At 70.9% G+C, this 16,967-nt stretch carries 17 protein-coding genes; 10 read left to right on the top strand and 7 right to left on the bottom strand.

The window, feature by feature from the left end; translation table 11 throughout:
- Positions 1-40: 40 nt before the first annotated feature.
- Positions 41-1,264, bottom strand: coding sequence for an ABC transporter substrate-binding protein (locus CcI49_RS29260; RefSeq protein ID WP_131831237.1), 1,224 nt, complete (start codon positions 1,262-1,264; stop codon positions 41-43).
- A 439-nt stretch (positions 1,265-1,703) separates the two neighbouring features.
- Here CcI49_RS29260 and CcI49_RS29255 point away from each other — a divergent pair, with 439 nt between their 5' ends.
- From CcI49_RS29255 to CcI49_RS43660, 3 genes are all read left to right on the top strand, one after another.
- Entirely contained in the window at positions 1,704-2,327 is a 624-nt protein-coding gene (locus CcI49_RS29255) for a nuclear transport factor 2 family protein (protein ID WP_076831623.1), read from the top strand.
- Between the two features lie 87 nt (positions 2,328-2,414).
- A complete protein-coding gene (locus tag CcI49_RS29250) occupies positions 2,415-2,867 on the top strand; it encodes an AMP-binding protein (RefSeq protein WP_083749790.1) in 453 nt (150 codons plus the stop codon).
- Between the two features lie 11 nt (positions 2,868-2,878).
- On the top strand, positions 2,879-3,811 hold the full coding sequence (locus CcI49_RS43660) for an AMP-binding protein (RefSeq protein ID WP_076831615.1): 933 nt from the start codon (positions 2,879-2,881) through the stop codon (positions 3,809-3,811).
- Here the strand turns inward: CcI49_RS43660 and CcI49_RS29240 are convergent.
- The 4 genes from CcI49_RS29240 to CcI49_RS29225 form a co-directional block, all read right to left on the bottom strand.
- Complete coding sequence (locus CcI49_RS29240; RefSeq protein ID WP_076831611.1) at positions 3,775-4,935, bottom strand: acyl-CoA dehydrogenase family protein; 1,161 nt, start codon at positions 4,933-4,935, stop codon at positions 3,775-3,777. The genes CcI49_RS43660 and CcI49_RS29240 overlap by 37 nt on opposite strands.
- Positions 4,932-6,206, bottom strand: coding sequence for an acyl-CoA dehydrogenase family protein (locus CcI49_RS29235; RefSeq protein WP_076831607.1), 1,275 nt, complete (start codon positions 6,204-6,206; stop codon positions 4,932-4,934). The genes CcI49_RS29240 and CcI49_RS29235 overlap by 4 nt, the downstream gene beginning before the upstream one ends.
- A 51-nt stretch (positions 6,207-6,257) precedes the next feature.
- Positions 6,258-7,001, bottom strand: a complete 744-nt coding sequence (locus CcI49_RS29230) for a 3-oxoacyl-ACP reductase family protein (RefSeq protein ID WP_076831604.1) — start codon at positions 6,999-7,001, stop codon at positions 6,258-6,260.
- A 72-nt stretch (positions 7,002-7,073) separates the two neighbouring features.
- Positions 7,074-7,868, bottom strand: a complete 795-nt coding sequence (locus tag CcI49_RS29225) for an SDR family oxidoreductase (protein WP_083749789.1) — start codon at positions 7,866-7,868, stop codon at positions 7,074-7,076.
- Between the two features lie 380 nt (positions 7,869-8,248).
- On the opposite strand from CcI49_RS29225, the gene CcI49_RS29220 reads away from it, so the two are divergent.
- Together CcI49_RS29220 and CcI49_RS29215 are read left to right on the top strand one after the other, a co-directional pair.
- Complete coding sequence (locus CcI49_RS29220; protein ID WP_076831600.1) at positions 8,249-8,980, top strand: SDR family oxidoreductase; 732 nt, start codon at positions 8,249-8,251, stop codon at positions 8,978-8,980.
- A gap of 6 nt (positions 8,981-8,986) precedes the next feature.
- Positions 8,987-9,892, top strand: a complete 906-nt coding sequence (locus CcI49_RS29215) for an LLM class flavin-dependent oxidoreductase (protein ID WP_076831597.1) — start codon at positions 8,987-8,989, stop codon at positions 9,890-9,892.
- A 38-nt stretch (positions 9,893-9,930) separates the two neighbouring features.
- On the opposite strand, the gene CcI49_RS29210 is transcribed toward CcI49_RS29215, so the two are convergent.
- Positions 9,931-11,160, bottom strand: coding sequence for an acyl-CoA dehydrogenase family protein (locus tag CcI49_RS29210; protein ID WP_076831594.1), 1,230 nt, complete (start codon positions 11,158-11,160; stop codon positions 9,931-9,933).
- 174 nt (positions 11,161-11,334) lie between these two features.
- Here CcI49_RS29210 and CcI49_RS29205 point away from each other — a divergent pair, with 174 nt between their 5' ends.
- The 5 genes from CcI49_RS29205 to CcI49_RS29185 all read left to right on the top strand — a co-directional run bounded on the left by CcI49_RS29205 (position 11,335) and on the right by CcI49_RS29185 (position 16,545).
- Complete coding sequence (locus CcI49_RS29205; RefSeq protein WP_083749788.1) at positions 11,335-12,408, top strand: phosphotransferase family protein; 1,074 nt, start codon at positions 11,335-11,337, stop codon at positions 12,406-12,408.
- Entirely contained in the window at positions 12,405-13,070 is a 666-nt protein-coding gene (locus CcI49_RS29200) for a TetR family transcriptional regulator (RefSeq protein WP_076831592.1), read from the top strand. Before CcI49_RS29205 ends, CcI49_RS29200 begins: the two co-directional genes overlap by 4 nt.
- The gene (locus CcI49_RS29195; protein ID WP_076831589.1) at positions 13,067-13,855 is read left to right on the top strand and encodes an SDR family oxidoreductase; all 789 of its coding nucleotides are present in this window, start codon (positions 13,067-13,069) and stop codon (positions 13,853-13,855) included. The genes CcI49_RS29200 and CcI49_RS29195 overlap by 4 nt, the downstream gene beginning before the upstream one ends.
- Before the next feature lie 129 nt (positions 13,856-13,984).
- Positions 13,985-15,223: an acyl-CoA dehydrogenase family protein gene (locus CcI49_RS29190; RefSeq protein WP_076831586.1), complete on the top strand. Its 1,239-nt coding sequence runs from the start codon at positions 13,985-13,987 to the stop codon at positions 15,221-15,223.
- Between the two features lie 155 nt (positions 15,224-15,378).
- Entirely contained in the window at positions 15,379-16,545 is a 1,167-nt protein-coding gene (locus tag CcI49_RS29185) for an acyl-CoA dehydrogenase family protein (protein WP_076831582.1), read from the top strand.
- A 91-nt stretch (positions 16,546-16,636) separates the two neighbouring features.
- On the opposite strand, the gene CcI49_RS29180 is transcribed toward CcI49_RS29185, so the two are convergent.
- Complete coding sequence (locus tag CcI49_RS29180; RefSeq protein ID WP_076831577.1) at positions 16,637-16,963, bottom strand: hypothetical protein; 327 nt, start codon at positions 16,961-16,963, stop codon at positions 16,637-16,639.
- Between the last annotated feature and the right edge of the window lie 4 nt (positions 16,964-16,967).

The following is a 16,967-nucleotide window of genomic DNA, read 5'->3' as shown; positions in this document are numbered from 1 at the left end:
GGTCCCGCCGCATCGGTGCGGCGGGACCCCGAGCGCGGACTCAGGAACTGAGGGCGAGGCAGTCGCTCTTGAGGTCGCCGCTGGCGACACTGTTGCCGGACGGGCCGTCGAGAGGCGCCGCGCCGAACTTGCCGTCCTCGTAGCGGTACAGCCAGACGCAGTCGAGCGGGGGGGCCGGCTCGCCCTCCGTGTAGGTGACCTTCTTCGAGAGCAGGCCGCCGAGGTCGAAGTCCTTGAGTGTGTAGAGGCCGGTGAACACGTCCGCGCGGGTCGGGCTGTCGCCCACCTTCGCCATCGCGGCGCGGATCACCTGGAGACCCGCCCACGCCGCGGTCGCGCCCGGGTTCTCGTAGTCGGCGTCCGGCTTGAACTCCTTCATCGCGTCGCGGAATTCAGCCGCCGCCGGAGCGTCCGCCCACCAGGGGAAACCGTTGAGGCCACCGGCGAGCCGGATGCCGTCGATCTCGGTGAGAGTGCGGTTCAGGGCGCCGGCGGTGGCGCCGATCCACTCGGTGTACCCCTGCGCGTCGCAGTCGGCCACGAGGCGGCTGCCCGCCGCCGGGGGGATACCCAGCTGCATGTAGTCGGTCTTGGCCCCGATGATCTTCAGGCATTCGGCCGTGTAGCTCGGCGCGGTGGAGGAGACCTCGAAGGCTCCACCCAGAGTGAGGCCGAACTGCTTCGTACCTACGTCATAGATCGCCTTGGAGGCCTTGCAAGCCGCGACCTCGGCGCAGACCACCCCGGTCCACGTCTTCGCCCCGACCGCCTTCGAGGAGGCGAACTGCGCGAGAATGTTGGTGATACCCGACTGGGGACCGGTGGCGAAGTAGTTCGTCAGCTTGCCCCACACCTCGGGGCTGTAGCCGGTGGAGCCCACGACGGCCACGTCCTTGCCGCCGAGGACCGCGGCCTGGGGCGCCTCGGTGTTCGCCGACGCCATGGTGATTGCCAGGACGCCGGAGTCGGACAGCAGCTCCTTCGCGGCGGCGCTGGCGGCCGCGGAGTCGCTCTTGGTGTCCTTGAGCACGACAGTAACCGGGTGGCCGTTGAGGCCGCCGTTCGTGTTGACCCAGTCGGCCCAGGCCTCGGCGACCGGTCCGGCCGACGCGTCAGCGGTGCTGCTGGTGCCGGTGCTGGCGACCAGCACGCCGATCTTGATCTCCGACTTCGTGAGCGCCGCCCGCGCGGCGTCGACGTCGGGGCCGTCACCGCCGCTGTCGGATCCGCACGCCCCCACAACCAAGGCTAAAGCCGCCGTCATGGCGACGGCGGCGGACCTTCGGCCGGACCTGAATGTGATCACTCGTGTTGCTCCCGCTGGGTGTCGTGGTCGGTGTCGTTGGCACTGTCAGAACGGACCGTCGGGCGCTGTCACTGCCCTCACCGGGCCCATGACCAGCCCGGACGCTTCCGGGGAATGTAACGGAGGTCATAGTATAAGTAAAATAATTATCTACCGCTATCGGCCCACTCTGTCGCCTGGCGAATGACGGTCGGCGGGCCGCCATCGTCGGAGATCGGGCTGGAAGCCGTCAACGCGGCGACGCAGGCTGAGCGCTGCGTGGTCGACTCCCTGCGGAAGGTGCTGCACGTTCGGGGTCCGAGGGGCTTGACCCCGAGAGATTAAAGAGATTACTTATTTTGATAAGTGTCTGGTGGGTGTGGGGGCACCGCCGGACCCGGCGGGCGAAGGGAACACCATGACCGAGACTCGGGAGGGCGATCTCGCCACGCGCGTTGCCGCGATCGAGGCCAGGCTCGACATCGGTCAGCTGCCCATGCGCTACGCCCTGGCGGTCGACGGCCGCGACGTCGACGGGTGGGTCCGCCTGTTCGTCCCCGACGTCCGGGTCACGCGGGAGACCTCCGGCCGCGATGCGCTCCGGGAGCACATCAGCGAGCAGCTGAGCTGGTTCTACCGGTCCGTCCACCAGATCTGCGGCCACCGCATCGAGCTCGACTCGCCGGACTCCGCCCGGGGCAGCGTCTACTGCCGCGCCGAGCTCGAGGTCGGTGACCGGTGGATCGTGATGGCCATCTGCTACTTCGACGAGTACCGCCGGGTGGAGGGCGAGTGGCTGTTCCAGAGCCGCCGTGAACGGCATTGGTACGCCGCGGACGTCGTGGAACGCCCACAGGAGGTCGCTTTCGACAGCTGGCCGGTCTCCGGTCTCCGGCCCGGGCTGCCCGCGGCCTTCCCCTCCTGGGACCAGTTCTGGCGCGGCCGCGAGAGTGAGATCGTAACGTCCGCGCAGGTCCGGACAGCCGGTGCTCCCCTGTCATCAGGGGCGCCTGCGGCGCCCTCGGTGGGCGAACTTTCCTGACCCGGCCCGCCTGCCCGTCGCCCGGGCGGAGAACGCGGATCAGAGGCGGGCAGGGCCTACTGGCCGGCCGACGGCGACCCAGAGCTCATCGAGCGGAGTATTGGTGACATCCTCGCCGCCCGCGCGTCCGCCGACCCCGAGCGGGTCGCCGTGCTCTGGGAGCACGGTGCGGACCTCCGCCGGCTGACCTGGGCGGAGCTGCACGCCGTCGCCGTACGTGGTGCGCACTGGCTGCTGGAGCGGACCCGGCCGGGAGCCCGAGTGGCGGTCTGGGCCCCGAACCGGCCGGCCTGGGTGATTCTCGAGTACGCCAGCGCGCTGGCCGGCACTGTGCTCGCTCCGCTGAACCCGGCGCTCGTCGACGCGGAGTGTGAGTACCTGCTGGAAAGCTCGCAGGCCTCCCTGCTCTTCACCGTGCCGGACTCGGCGGGTCGGCCCCTGTTGTCCCGCGCGGACCGGCTTGCCTCGCGGCTGCCGGCCCTCATCGACCTCATCTGGAGCCCTGGGCAGCGGACCTCGCCGCCGCCGCCCCGCCGCTGACCGTCGGCGGGTTGCCCCGGGTCGGGGCCGAGGACCCGTTTCTCGTCCAGTTCACCTTGGGCACGACTGGCCGCCCGAAGGGCGCGCCGATCAGCCACCTCGCGGCGTTCAACAGCGCGCGGATGTCCGCGTGGGCAATGCAGCCGACAGACGACGAGGTGTGGTGCGCGTGCCTGCCACTGCACCATGTCGGTGGGTCGGTCAGCGTTCTGTTGGACACCCTCCTGCGGCTGCTGGAGCGGACCCGGGCGACCCACACCGGCTTCGTGCCCACCGTGCTGCGGCGCATCATTTACCATCCTCGGTTCGCCGAGGCCGACTTGGGCGCGCTGCGGACGATGATGGGCGGCGGCGCTTCGGTGCCCGCCACCCTTGTCCACGAGCTGGAGAGCAGGCTCGGCGCGACAGTCCTGATCGGCTATGCAGTCGGAGTCGGTGTCGATCTCGCAGACCGCGATGGACGACCCAGCCGAGGTCGAGGCCACCTCCGTGGGCCGGCCGCTGCCCCACCGGGAGGTCAGCGTCCAGCGCCTCGCCTGGGACGTCCCCGGCGAGCCCGGCGAGTTCGCGGCGTCCCGGAGGTGGTCATCCGCGGCGGTGAGAACATCTACCCCCGCGAGGTGGAGGAAGCATTGCTGGGACATCCCGAGATCGCCGAGGTGGCGGTCGTGGGGGTGCCGGACGAGCTGTGGGGTGAGCAGGTCGCGGCCTTCGTCCGGCTGACCGCTCGCGCCGTTCAAAGTGCCCACGGTGTGGCGGACCGTCGACACCTTTCCGATGACCGCGTCGCAGAAGATCCGCGAGAACGTGCTGCGGGACCAGCTTCCCGTCCCGCCGTTGCCCGGAGGGACGGGAAGCCCGGTCTCGCCGGGCTGAGCCCCGCGGGGACTCGCCTCAGCTCACGCGCTCAGACTCCCGCGCGGGCGAGGAGCCGCTCGTGGTAGACGGCCGGGCCGCCGAAAAGCAGCTGGGATGACTTCGCGCGGCGGTAGTAGAGGTGGGCGGCATGCTCCCAGGTGAAGCCGATACCCCCGTGGACCTGGATGTTCTCGGCGGCGACAGCCATGAATCCCTCGGAGCAGACCACATGCGCGACGGCGGCCGCCACAGCCGGTTCCGGCGCCCCCTCGACCCCGTCGAGCGCCGCGGCGGCCTCCCGGGCGGCGGCGTCGGCGATCTGGACCCGGGTGAGCATGTCCGCGCACTTGTGCTTGACGGCCTGGAAGGTGCCGATGGGCCGGCCGAACTGCATCCGCTCCTTGGCGTAGGAGGTGCTGGCCTCCAGGCAGGCCCGCGCGGCACCGGCCTGCTCCGCGGCGAGGGCCGTCGTCGCGACGTCCAGCACCCGTCCGACGACCTGGGCCGCGGAGCCCGGCTCGCCGACCACGGTGGCCGGGGTTCCGGCGAAGTTGAGGCGGGCGAAGCGGCGGGTCAGGTCGAGCGTGCGCAGCCCCGTCCGGGTGAGGCCGGGCGCCGCGCCGTCTACGGCGAACAGGGCCGGGCCGTCTTTGGTGTCCGCGACGACGAGCACCACGTCCGCGGTGGATCCGTCGAGGACGAGCGGCGCGCTGCCGTCGAGCGTGATGGAGCGCCCGCCCGCGGCGGTGGCGGTGACACCCAGGAGCCCGGCTGCGGAGGCGACCTCCCAGTGGCCGTCGCGGTCGGGGACGGCCAGGGTGGCGGTCGTGGTGCCGGCTGCGACGCCGGGCAGGATCCGGCCGGCGGCCTCGGCGTCGCCGGCGGCGACCAGGGCGGTGCCGGCGAGGACGACGGAGGAGAAGAAGGGCGCCGGCAGCAGCGCGCGGCCGAGCTCCTCCAGGACCACGCCGAGCGCGACGTACCCGAAGCCGTCGCCGCCGTACTCCTCGGGCAGGGCCAGTGACTGCAGGCCGAGCTGCTCGGCCATCTGCGTCCAGACCTTCTCGTCGTACCCGCGGTCGGAGACGATGGCGGCGCGCACCGCGGCCTCGTGCGACTTGGTGGCCAGGAAGTCCCGGATGGCGCTGCGCAGCTCCTCGAGCTCGGTGCCGTCAGCCTCGCCGCCGGTGGTGCCGGCGCTCTCGCTCATGCTCCCGTCCTTCCCGATCGGCGTAGCTCCCGGAACGGCGATTTGGTGTCGATCCCGGGTTCCTTCGGCAGGCCGAGTACCCGCTCGGCCAGGATGTTCTTCATGATCTCCTCGGTGCCGCCCAGAATGCGCAGCGCCGGGGTGGACAGCAAGAGCTCTGTCCAGGAGAAGGCACCCCACTCGCCGGTGTCGGCGATCAGCTTCGGCCCGATGATCTCGGCGGCGAAGTGGGCGCCCCGGATGAGGTTCTGCGCGTACATGAGCTTGCCGACCGAGCCCTCCGGCCCCGGCTGCACACCCGCGCGCAGCCGGCGCATGGACTGGCGGTTCAGATACTCCGTAGCGGTCTGGTCCGCGTAGATCTCGGCCAGCCGGCGGCGGGCGGCAGGGTCGTCGAGCCGGCCGTTGGCGCGCATGAGCTCGGTGAGGAAGGCCAGCGACACCGCGTGGGAGGCGGGGCCGCCGCCCTCGCTGCCGACGCTGGCGCGCTCGTTCATCAGGGTGGTCAGCGCCACCCCCCAGCCGCCGTCGACCGCCCCGAGCCGGTGGTCGTCGGGGACGACGACGTCGGTGAGGAACACCTCGTTGAAGTCCGCGCCGCCGCTCATCTGACGCAGCGGGCGGATGTCGACGCCCGGTGCGGACAGGTCGACGATGAAGGCGGTGATGCCCCGGTGCTTGGGCCTGTCCGGATCAGACCGACACAACGCCAGGCCGATTTGGGCGTGGTGGGCGACCGACGTCCAAACCTTCTGCCCGTTGAGCACCCAGGTGTCACCGTCGCGGACGGCTCTGGTCTCCAGGCTGGCAAGGTCCGAGCCGGCGGCCGGCTCGCTGAACAGCTGACAGGCGATGATCTCACCCGAGTACATCGCCGGCAGGTAGCGCCGTCTGAGCTCGTCCGTGCCGTGGGTGAGGATCGTCGGTCCGATCATGCCGAGACCGATCAGCGAGAGCACGCCCGTGTCCGGAACCGCGTACTCCGCCTCCAGCGCGTCGTAGACGAGCGCGTGGACGGAGCTCAGGCCGCGGCCGCCGAACTCGGCCGGCCCGGTGATCCACCCGAAGCCGTTGTCGTATCGATGCTTCTGCCACGCCTTCGCCTCGGCGACCGCAGCAGCCTCGACCTCGGGCGGGTCCGTGCTGAAGTAGGTGATGCGGTCCTCGCCGATTCCCCACTCCACGGCCTGGCCGCCGCTATCGCGCCGGGTGGCGTTGGCATCGAGGAACGCCCGGGCCTCGGCGAGGAAGTCTTTGAGATCATCTGACATCGGTGTCTCCTCAGGATCACCAGGGGGTGTCGGCGGTGGCTGGTGCTCGCGCTAGTCGCCCATGCTGAGCCCGCCGTCGACGGTCACCACCGATCCGGTGATGTAGCCCGCCTGCTCGTCGAGCAGGAAAGCGACGGCGTGCGCAAGCTCCGCCGGCTCGCCTCTCCGCCCGACCGGGATCATGTTCCGGATGGCGGTCTGTGCCCGGGGCGACATCGCGTTGGTCATGTCCGTCTCGAAGACACCGGGCACGACGAGATTGACCGTGATGCCCCTGCGCGCGACGGCCCGCGCCAGCGAGCGGGTCATCCCGTGCAGCCCAGCCTTGGCCGCGCCGTAGCCGACCTGGGTGGGGGTCCCCATCGCCGCCGTCACCGAGCCGACGTTGACGATGCGCCCGTAGCCCTGCTCCTCCATCGGTCCGAGCGCGGCCTGCGCCAGGTGCCAGGGCCCGGACAGGTTGATCCGCAGGGCCTGGTCCCACTCGTCCGCCGTCATGTCGCGTGCGTTGTTCTCGATGAGCAGCCCGGCGTTGTTGACCAGGTGGTCGAGGCGCCCGTGCTCCGCGACCACCCGGGTCACCAGATCGCGGCAGAAGTCCCGGTCGCCGATGTCACCGGCATGCACGCTGACCGAGCCGCCGGCGTTGCTCGCCCGTTCCCGCAGCGCGTGGGCCGCGTCGTGGTTGCCCGCGTACACGGCGACGACGTGCGACCCCCTCGCGGCGAGCAGCTCGCTGACACCGGCCCCGATGCCGCGGGTGCCTCCCGTGACGACTGTGACGCGCCCCTTCACCCGCTTCCTCCCTTTCTGGCCGCTCCAATTTCGATCTCGTTGATGTCTGGTCCTTCCGTCGGGCGGCGCGGCTCATGTCCGCATGTAGGCGCCGCACGCGACGTTGACGATCTCCCCGGTGATGCATCGGGCGCGGTCACCGGCGAGGAAGGCGATGGTCTCGGCGAGATCGTCCGCGTTCGGCATCCACGGCAGTACGCCCAGGTTGTCGGCGTCCTTGAGGATCTCGGGATGTTGGTCGATGAATCTGGTGCCGCGCACCACCCCCATGGCGACGGTGACAGCCCGGATCCCGTACGGGCCGCCCTCGTGCGCGACCGAGCGGGTCAGGACGTTGAGCCCGCCCTTGGTGATCGCGTAGGGGCTCTCGATGCCGTTGCCGCCGACGTCTGGAGCGTACGACGACACATTGACCACCACGCCGCGCCGCCGGTCGCGCATCACGGGCAGCAGCCGCCGGCACAGGTACCACGGCCCGGTGAGGTTGATGTCGACCGTCCGGTCCCAGATGGCCGGGTCGTAGTCGAAGTGGTCACCCACCACGTTGTACGCGGCGTTGTTGACCAGGACGTCGACGGTGCCATGGTCGGGCAGGACCCGGTCGAGGACCCGGTCGATCGCCGAGCGGTCGCCGACGTCCATCGGGTGCCCGACGACGGTCGCATGCCTGTGCAGCTCACCCAGCTTCGCGGCGACCGAGAGGGTCCGGCCCTCGTGCCGGTCGGTGACGACGACCGTCGCACCGCCGGCGGCGAACCTGGYGGCCGTTGCCTCGCCGATGCCCGCGCCGGCGGCGGCGGTGACCAGGACCACCCTCCCGGCGAACTCGTCGGGATCGATGACGGGCGGTAGCGCGGGCTCGTCCACCTCGGGGGACCTCCTCGTTCCGTGAACGGGCCGGCGCTCCGGGCAGTGTCGGTGATCTTGCGGCCGGCGAGTTAAGAGATAAATTAACACAACGATTCCGGCTTGCGGGCGAGGTGTCCGATCGGTTACTCGCGGCGATCGAGTTCTGCCGTGGTGTTGGGCGGTGGTGGCGCGAGCCTGGCTGGAGTCTGTGCCAATAATCTTCAGTTCTTCTTAATAAGACATATGATTAAGTTGGTTGGGTCAGGTCGGGTCGGGTATCGAGCGTCGTCGCATCCCCGGGGTCGGCCGGATGTTCGCCAGGGCACGTTCGCGGAGTGTGGTGCGGTGGCCTGCTGCCCGCGCCGCGGGGAGAGGAGTCGGATGTGGGACGGGTAGCGATGGTCACCGGGGCCGTGCGAGGGATCGGAGCGGCGATCGCGGAAGGCCTCGCCGAGGCCGGCCACGACGTCGCGGTGCTGGATCTGGACGGCGAGGCAGCGAGGAAGACTGCGGCCGAAATCGCGGAGCGCTTCGGGATCCGGGCGGTCGGAGCCGCAGTCGACATCGCCGACCGCGCAAGTGTGYCCGACGCGTTGTCGGAGGTGACCGCCGCGCTGGGGCCGGTCGAGGTGCTGGTGAACAACGCCGGGGTCGACGTGATCAAGCCGTTCCTCGAGTCGACCGAGGAGGAGTGGACCCGGATCGTCGGGGTCAACCTGCTTGGAACGGTTCGGATCACCCGTGCAGTGTTGGACTCGATGGTCGAGCGGGGCTGGGGGCGCATCGTGATGATCGCCTCGGACGCCGGCCGAGTTGGTTCCTCCGGCGAAGTCGTCTACAGCGGCAGCAAGGGCGGTGTGATTGCGTTCGGGAAGGCGCTGGCGCGTGAGGTGGCGCGGCATGGCGTCACCGTCAACAGTGTGTGCCCCGGCCCGACGGACACCGCGCTGCTCGACCAGGTCGCGCAGGCGAACCAGCGGCTGTACGACGGACTTGCCAAGGCGATCCCGCTGCGCCGGATCGGCAACCCCCAGGACATCGCCCCGGCCGTCGCCTTTCTCGCCTCCGAGGGTGCGGGTTACGTGACCGGCCAGACGCTTTCCGTCAGTGGCGGCCTTACGATGGCCTGAGCCGGTATGCGTGTCGGACTGCGCGTGCCCCGGGCGCTGTTTACCTCCGGTGGGCTGCCGCCGGCCGTGGCACTGGCGGAGGAGGCCGGCCTCGATCTCCTATGCGTCGGCGACCACATCACCTTTCAAGGTGGCCAGGGCGGGGACGGCCTCATCCAGGCCGCCGCACTGGCCGCCCTGGCGACCAGGACCGAGCTGTCGGTCGGGGTCTACCAGCTCGCGCTGCGTCATCCGGTCGCGGTTGCCCGCCAACTCGTCGACGTCGCCGGCCTGTCGCCGGCGGGCCTCACACTCGGCGTCGGCGCTGGCGGAGAGGACCGGAGTGAGTCCGCGGCTGTCGGCGTGGACCCAGCCTCGCGCGGGCGGCGCCTGGACGAAGCCCTCACGGTCCTGCGCTCGCTGCTGACCGGCACACCGCTTGACCACAATGGGGAGTTCTTCGCCCTCGACGGTGTATCCGTCTGCCCCGCGCCGCAGCGCCCGGTATCGATCGTCGTCGGCGGCCGGTCGGACGCCGCGCTGCGCCGGGCCGGCCGACTCGGTGACGGGTGGCTCGGTCTGTGGGTCTCCGATCGCCGCTTCGCTGCGGCGGTGCGGCAGGTGGAGACGATCGCGGCGGACGCGGGGAGGAGCGGCGTCCACTGGCGGCACGGCCTGCAGGTGTGGTGCGGCTTCGGCGCGGACCGGGCGGAGGCCACCCGCCTGCTTGCCGCCGAGATGGAGACGCTCTACCGGCTGCCCTTCGAGACGTTCGCGCGGTGGTGCCCGGCCGGCCGGCCGGAGGAGGTCGCTGAGTTCCTGGCGCCCTACGCTGCGGCCGGTGTCACCGAGGTGAACCTGATCTCCGTGGCCAGCGATCCGTTGGCGGCGGTCGCCGCAGCCGGCCAGGTGCGAGCCCTGCTGGTCAGCTAAACCGGGCCGGGCGACAACGCCGCCCGGCCCGGCGGTGGTCATGGCATGGGCCGTGGCTCCCGGGGGAGCCCCAGCACCGATTCGGCGATGATGTTGCGTTGGATCTCGGATGTCCCGGCGTAGATGGTTCCGGCGCGGGCGTTCATCCACACCCCGGCCCACGACGCCGTCGAACTTGACGGCACTCCCGGATCATCGGCCCGGTACGCCCGTAGGGGCGCGCGGCCGCGGAGAACCTGGCCGTGCAGCCCGAGGATGTCCTGGGCCAGCTCGGTGACTCGCTGGTGGTACTCGCTCCAGTAGAGCTTCGACACGGACGCGGTGGCGCCGAGGTCGGAGCCCTTGGCGAGGCCGGTGAGCACGCGGTAGCCGAGATGGCGCATGACCTCGACCCGGGTCACCGCATCGGCCAGCCGCTGGCGGATCAGCGGGTCGGCGGCGGTGCCGTTCTCCCTGGCCAGACGAATGAGGCGGTCGAGCTCCGCGCGGAACATGATTGGGTTGGTGGCGGCCTCTTCGCCCCGCTCGTGGCCGAGTAGCGCGGTCGCGATCTTCCAGCCCTCCCCGGGCCGGCCGACGATGTTCTCCGCCGGGGTGCGTGCGTCGGTGAACCAGACCTCGCAGAAGTCGCTCTCGCCGGTCATCTGGCGGATGCGCCGGATCTCGATTCCCGGCTGGTCGATCGGCACGAGAAGGAAACTGATCCCCCGGTTGCGGGCGGAGCCGGGGTCGGTCCGGGCGAGCACGAAGATCCAGTCGGCGTCGAACGCGTGGGAGGTCCAGACCTTCTGGCCGTTGAGGACCCACGCGCCGCCGTCGAGGCGGGCGCGGGTGCGCAGCGAGGCCAGGTCCGAGCCCGCGTCGGGTTCGGAGTAGCCCTGGCACCAGTGCTCGGCCCCGGACAGGATGGGAGGCAGGAACCGGGCCTTCTGTTCGGGTGTCCCGAATCGCAGCAGCGTGGACCCGAGCATCTTGACCGCGTAGGTGTCGTAGGGCGCCCCGTAGGGCACACCGGCGCGGGCGAGCTCCTCGACCAGCGCCACCTGGTGTAGCCGCGAAAGCCCGCGGCCGCCGTACGCGACGGGCCAGGTGACGCCGAGCAGCCGGCGGCGGTACAGGGTGGCGCGCCAGGTCTCGACGAACTCCTCGGCCGCGGCCCGGTCCTCGATGGCGCCGAGGCCGGCGAAGTCTCCGGGGAGCTCCTCGGCAAGCACGGCGCGGACTTCGGCCCGGAAGCTCTCGACGTCCGACGGGTAGCGCAGGTCCATGCCAGAAAGATACACATTATTATGCTGTTTAGGTCCCGCCTGCGCATAGTCTACCTGCTGGTAGCTGTCAGGATTGACAGTGGCTGTCATGCTCTCTATCGTCGTCGTCATGAAGATCGTCCTATGGTCTGACCAGAGCGGCGGGGTGCGGGCGCGGCGTGCGCCGGGCCGCCGATGACGGCCGCCGACGCGCCGAGCACCGGCTCCCCCGCCGCCGCCGACCCGGGGCGCGACAACGTGCTGGTCGACGCCGACGTACTCACCGAATGGGTCGGCGACCGGCTGCCAGGGGTGGGGCAGTCGCTGGTGGTGGAGCGGATGGGCCAGGCCACGGGGATCGGGAACGCGCTCTTCTTCGTGCGCCGTGCCGGCCACGAGTGGGTGCTTCGCCGGCCTTCTGCGGTCGTCAACGCCCCCGGAGCCTCCGACATGGAGCGGGAATGGCGCATCCTGAGCGCACTGGAGGGAACGGCCGTTCCGCACCCCCGGCCGCTGCTGCTCTGCACCGACCCGGCGCCGCTGGGCGCCCCGTTCCTCGTGATGGACAAGGTGGACGGCCTGACGCCCACCGGGGCGCTGCCGCCGCCCTACGACACCGCGCCGGCGCGGCGTGACCTCGCGTTCGCGATGGTGGATGCGGTCGCGGCGCTGGGCGATGTCGACTGGCGGGCCGGGGGTCTGGAAGGCCTTGGCCGCCCCGAGGGGTTCCTCGAACGCCAGGTGCCACGCTGGCTCGCACAGCTCGAGCGCTACCGGGTCCGGAACATCCCCGAACTCGATTTCGTGGCGGACTGGCTGGAGCGCAACCGGCCCTCGATGGGCAGGCCCGGGATCATCCACGGCGACTACAGCCCGTTCAACGTCATGGCGTCCTACCAGGAGACCACCCGCCTGGCAGCGGTGATCGACTGGGACACCGGGACGATCGGTGACCCGCTGCTGGACCTGGGGCACCTGCTGGCGCGGTGGACCGACCCGGGTGAGGAGTACGCGCTCACCGTCGACATCGAGCAGCGTGACGGGCTGCCGACGCGGGCGGAGCTGGCCGCGCGTTACGCCGAGCGCACCGGCCGCGACCTCGGGGCGCTCTCCTACTTCCAGGCGCTGGCACTGTTCAAGCTGGCGATCATTTTGGAGGGCGGGTACGCGCGCAGCGTGCGGCACGGGACCCCGAGCCGGGTCCCGGCATCGATGATCGACCGGCTTGTACGCTTCGCGGCGATCTTCGCCCGAGGTGAGCGCATATGATCGCGGAGACGGAGAACCCCGCCACGCCGCCGACCCGTGCCACACTCGCGCAGGAACGGCGGCGGCAGTACATGGCCCGCGAGATCGAACGGGCGGCCCTGCGCCTGTTCGGTGAGCGCGGCTTCGCCGCCGTCTCGGTGGACGACATTGCCGCCGCGGCCGGGATCTCGCAGCGCACCTTCTTCCGGTACCACCGGAGCAAGGACGACATCCTGCTGGACTACGACCGGCGGATCCAGGACCGGCTGCTGGCCGCCTTCGCCCAGCGCCCGGCAGGCGAGGGCGCGATCACCGCGCTGCGCAACGCCTACCTGGCCACGTCCACGGTCGAGCCGCGCAACCGCCGGGCGGTGATGCTTAGCTCCCGCGTGCTCGCCGACACCCCGGTGCTGTGGACGCGGATGAACGGTGAGCGCGCCGCCCGCACCGGCGAACTGGCCCGCCTCGTCGCGGCGCGGATGGGGGTCGACGCCGACGCCGACCAGCGGCCGAAGGTGGTCGCGGCAGCGATGATGGCGGTCGCCAGTGCCGTGTGGGACGAGTGGACCGCGAGCGGCGGCGAGGGCGACCCGGCGGAGCGCATCACCGCGGCGCTCGACCTCCTGGTCGTCGGCTTCCGCGGGCTGGACGAGATGCGGCCGCCGTCGGGGGGCCGCTCATGAGCGTTCAGGAACTGCCCTGGTGGGCCCGGATGTTCGATCTGACCGGCCGGGTGGCTGTGGTGACGGGCGGGAGCCGGGGGATCGGGCGGGCACTGGTCCTGGCGTTCGCCGCGGCGGGGGCCGACGTGGTCGTGAGCAGCCGCAAGCTCGACGCCTGCCAGGAGGTCGCCCGGGAGGTTGAGAGGACGACCGGGCGTCGGGCGCTGGCCGTGGCCGCGCACGTCGGCCGCTGGGACGACTGCGACCGCCTGGTTGACACGACGTACGCGGAGTTCGGCCGCTGTGACGTCCTGGTCAACAACGCCGGCATGTCGCCGCTGTACCCGGAGCTGACCTCGATCAGCGAGGAGTACTGGGACAAGGTCAGCGCGGTCAACCTGAAGGGCCCCTTCCGCCTCGGGGTCCGGGTCGGGGCTCGGATGGCCGCCTCCGACGGCGGATCGATCATCAACGTCAGCACCATCGGCTCGTTGCGCCCCGGGGCGGACGAGCTGGTGTACGCCTGCGCCAAGGCCGGTCTCAACGCGCTGACGATCGGGCTCGCCGAGGCGTTCGGGCCCCGGGTGCGGGCCAACGCCATCCTGCCCGGCGGGGTGGCCACCGACATCGCCGAGGCATGGACGGACGAGCAGCGCGAGCGGGCCGCCGCCCTCACCACGATGGGGCGGATCGGGGTCCCCGACGACCTCGTCGGGGCGGCGCTGTGGCTGGCCGGGGACGCGTCCGCCTGGGTCAGCGGGATCCTCGTGCGTGTCGACGGTGGCACGTACCGCCAGACGAGCTGACACAGCAGCCACGCGCACCGTCACCACCGGGGCCATCCTGCCGCCGCGCCGGTTCCGGCCCCCGCGCCGGGTCGGAGGCCGCCGAGCCGCGGCTGATGGACCGAGCACACTCAGAGAACTGAGGACACCGTGATCGATTTCGAGATTCCCGCCGACATCAAGGCCCTGCGCGCCACGGTGGCGGCCTTCATCGACGAGCACGTGCTGCCGGCCGAGGCCGAGGTTGGCCACCGGCCCTTCCTGGACATCGTGGCCGAGGTGCGGAAGGAGGCGCGCCGGCAGGGGCTGTGGTGCCCGTTCGTACCGAAGGAGTACGGCGGGATGGGCCTTGGGCATCTCGCGAACGCGATCGTGCAGATCGAGGTGGCGAGGTCGTTCACCTTCCTCGGGGCCTGGGCGCTGAACTGCATGGGGCCGCAGGACGCGACGATGCTGACGCTGATCAGCCACGGCAACGAGGTCCAGAAGGAGAAGTACCTGCGTCCCGTGGTCGAGGGCGAGCTGCGGCTGTGCTTCTCGATGACCGAGCGGGCCGCGGGGGCGGACGCGACCGGGATCCGGACGACCGCGGTGCGCGACGGGGACACCTGGGTCCTCAACGGTGAGAAGTGGTTCAGCAGCGGGGCCAGCCACTCCGACGTGGCGCTGGTGATGGCGAAGACCGCCGAGGACGGCCCTCGGCACAAGCGCTTCACGACGTTCCTGGTGGAGCTGCCCGCGGACGGGTACCGGATCGTGCGCGACATCCCCGTCATGAACGAGCCTTTCGAGCCCGCGTTCGAGGGCGAGTCGACCATGGGCCACGCCGAGGTGCTGATCGAGAACCTGGTGGTGCCGCACGAGAACATCCTCGGCGGGGTGGGCGAGGGGTTCTCGATGGGGCAGCACCGGCTCGGCTACGGCCGGCTGCGCCACGGCATGTGGAGCCTGGCCAAGGCCCAGGCGGCGCTGGACATGGCCGCGAAGCGGGCGCTGGAGCGGGAGACGTTCGGCAAGCCCCTGGCGGACCGCCAGGGCGTCCAGTTCATGATTGCCGACTGCGCCGAGCAGCTCTACGTGAGCCGCCTGATGATCCTGCACATCGCGTACAAGATGGAGCGCGGCCTGGACATGCGGCAGGAGAACTCGATCGCGAAGAACTACGTGGCGCACATGCTGCACAACGTGATCGACACCGCCATCCAGATCCACGGCTCCCTCGGCTACACCCTCGACACTCCGTTGGCCCACTGGTACACCGAGGCCCGCCAGCAGCGTCTCGTCGACGGCCCGGACGAGGTCCACCAGTGGCGGATCGGGCGCAACGTGCTCAAGGCGTTCGAGCGGGACGGGACGACGGCCCTCGCCACCGGCGGTGACCTCTTCTGAGTCGACGGCCGCGGGCCAGGTGACGCATTGAACTATCTAACTTGTTAAGATGATTGCTCTGGATGGCTCTCGGGTTGAAAGTTGGTATCCGTCGCGACGCGCGTCGTCGCGGGGGCCGGTGCCATCCGACCCGTGCGGATCACCTGGGGGTCGACATGGAGACGCAGGACACCGCCGCCGAGGCGGAGTTCCGGGCGCAGGTGCGGGACTGGCTCGCCGAGCACCTGGTAGGCGAGTTCGCGGCGCACCGGGGGGTGGGCGGTCCCGCCGACGACGCCCACTGGGAGGTCCGGCTGGCGTGGGAGCGTGAGCTCGCGGCCGCCCGACTGCTCAACATCACCTGGCCGCGAGAGTACGGGGGGCGCGGCGGCTCGCTGGCCGAGGAGATCGTGTTCCTCCAGGAACACGCCGCGGCCGCCGCCCCGTACTGGGTCGGCGTGCAGGGCCGGGACCTGTTCGGCCCGACGCTGCTGCGCCACGGCTCCAAAGAGCAGAAGGCGCGCTTCCTGCCCCGGATCACCGCGGCGGAGGAGTTCTGGGGGCAGGGCTTCTCCGAGCCGGGAGCGGGCTCGGACCTGGCGAGTCTGCGGACCCGGGCCCGCCTGGACGGCGACGAGTGGGTGATCGACGGCCAGAAGATCTGGACCACCTTCGGCGCGCACGCCGACTGGCTGTACGTCCTGTGCCGCACGGACCCCGAGGCGCCCGCGCACAGGGGGATCTCGCTGCTGCTGGTTCCCGTCGACCAGCCTGGCGTGGACGTCCGCCCGATCCGCACCATCGCGGGCGGCCGGGAGTTCTGCGAGGTCTTCCTCAGCGAGGCGCGCACCCGGGCCGACCTGGTCGTCGGCCCGATACATGGGGGGTGGCGGGTCGCGATGGGCACGGTCGGGGCCGAGCGCCTGCTGACCACGCTGCCCTACCAGTACATGTTCGAGCGGGAGCTGTCGGACCTCATCAAGGTCTTGCGCGACCGGGGCCGGACCGCGGATCCACTGGTCCGCCAGCGGGTCGCCGACGCCTGGATCGGGCTGGAAGTGGTCCGCTACACCAACCTGCGGATGATCGCCTCCCTCACAAGGACCGGCGACCTCGGCCCGGAGTCGTCGATCTCCAAGCTGCAGTGGGCGAACTGGCACCGCCGGCTCGGCGAGCTGGAGATGACGCTGCTGGGTCCGGCGAGCGAGATTGTCGGCGAGGACTACGGACTGGACCTGTTCCAGACGAGCTTCCTGAATAGCCGCGCGGAGACGATCTACGGCGGCGCGAACGAGATCCAGCGCACGATCCTGGGCGAGCGAGTCCTGGGTCTTCCCCGATAGCCGGGCACGGCACCGTGCGGTTAGCCGCCGCGTCCAGAGTGTGCGGCGGCACCGTCGCGGCGTACGAGGGGCGGGGCCCGCCGTATGCCGGTCAGCCGCTGCGCCGCCGGTAGGCCCGCGCGGGACGCGTCGCGCGCCACGGGCTGGCCGCGCAGGCGGCGCAGCGCACGGCTCGCAGGGGTGTCAGAAGGTCCTCATAGTCCGGAGCGGAGACGTCCGGACGGGAGACGCGGCCCACCTGCTCGGCCAACGGCGCGCCGGATTCCCAGCAGTCCAGGTCGTGGGTGAGTGTCGCCTGCCAGTAGCCGGTCGCGTCGCGCCACAGGTCCAGGATCCCGCTGCAACAGCGGGTCGAGTAGGCGGTCGCGGCCTCGATCAGTACCGGCGGTGGTGTGTCGCTGGTGACTCGGAACCTCATCCCG

This window comes from Frankia sp. CcI49, from assembly GCF_001983215.1.
Taxonomy (GTDB): domain Bacteria; phylum Actinomycetota; class Actinomycetes; order Frankiales; family Frankiaceae; genus Parafrankia; species Parafrankia irregularis.
Note: the sequence above shows the minus strand (reverse complement) of the source record. Positions and strands in the feature narration are given on the sequence as shown.

Coding starts and splice junctions, on each gene's coding strand:
- CcI49_RS29260 (WP_131831237.1), bottom strand. CDS start 1,264: ATGACGGCGGCTTTAGCCTTGGTTGTGGGGGCGTGCGGATCCGACAGC.
- CcI49_RS29255 (WP_076831623.1), top strand. CDS start 1,704: ATGACCGAGACTCGGGAGGGCGATCTCGCCACGCGCGTTGCCGCGATC.
- CcI49_RS29240 (WP_076831611.1), bottom strand. CDS start 4,935: ATGAGCGAGAGCGCCGGCACCACCGGCGGCGAGGCTGACGGCACCGAG.
- CcI49_RS29235 (WP_076831607.1), bottom strand. CDS start 6,206: ATGTCAGATGATCTCAAAGACTTCCTCGCCGAGGCCCGGGCGTTCCTC.
- CcI49_RS29215 (WP_076831597.1), top strand. CDS start 8,987: ATGCGTGTCGGACTGCGCGTGCCCCGGGCGCTGTTTACCTCCGGTGGG.
- CcI49_RS29210 (WP_076831594.1), bottom strand. CDS start 11,160: ATGGACCTGCGCTACCCGTCGGACGTCGAGAGCTTCCGGGCCGAAGTC.
- CcI49_RS29205 (WP_083749788.1), top strand. CDS start 11,335: ATGACGGCCGCCGACGCGCCGAGCACCGGCTCCCCCGCCGCCGCCGAC.
- CcI49_RS29200 (WP_076831592.1), top strand. CDS start 12,405: ATGATCGCGGAGACGGAGAACCCCGCCACGCCGCCGACCCGTGCCACA.
- CcI49_RS29195 (WP_076831589.1), top strand. CDS start 13,067: ATGAGCGTTCAGGAACTGCCCTGGTGGGCCCGGATGTTCGATCTGACC.
- CcI49_RS29185 (WP_076831582.1), top strand. CDS start 15,379: ATGGAGACGCAGGACACCGCCGCCGAGGCGGAGTTCCGGGCGCAGGTG.
- CcI49_RS29180 (WP_076831577.1), bottom strand. CDS start 16,963: ATGAGGTTCCGAGTCACCAGCGACACACCACCGCCGGTACTGATCGAG.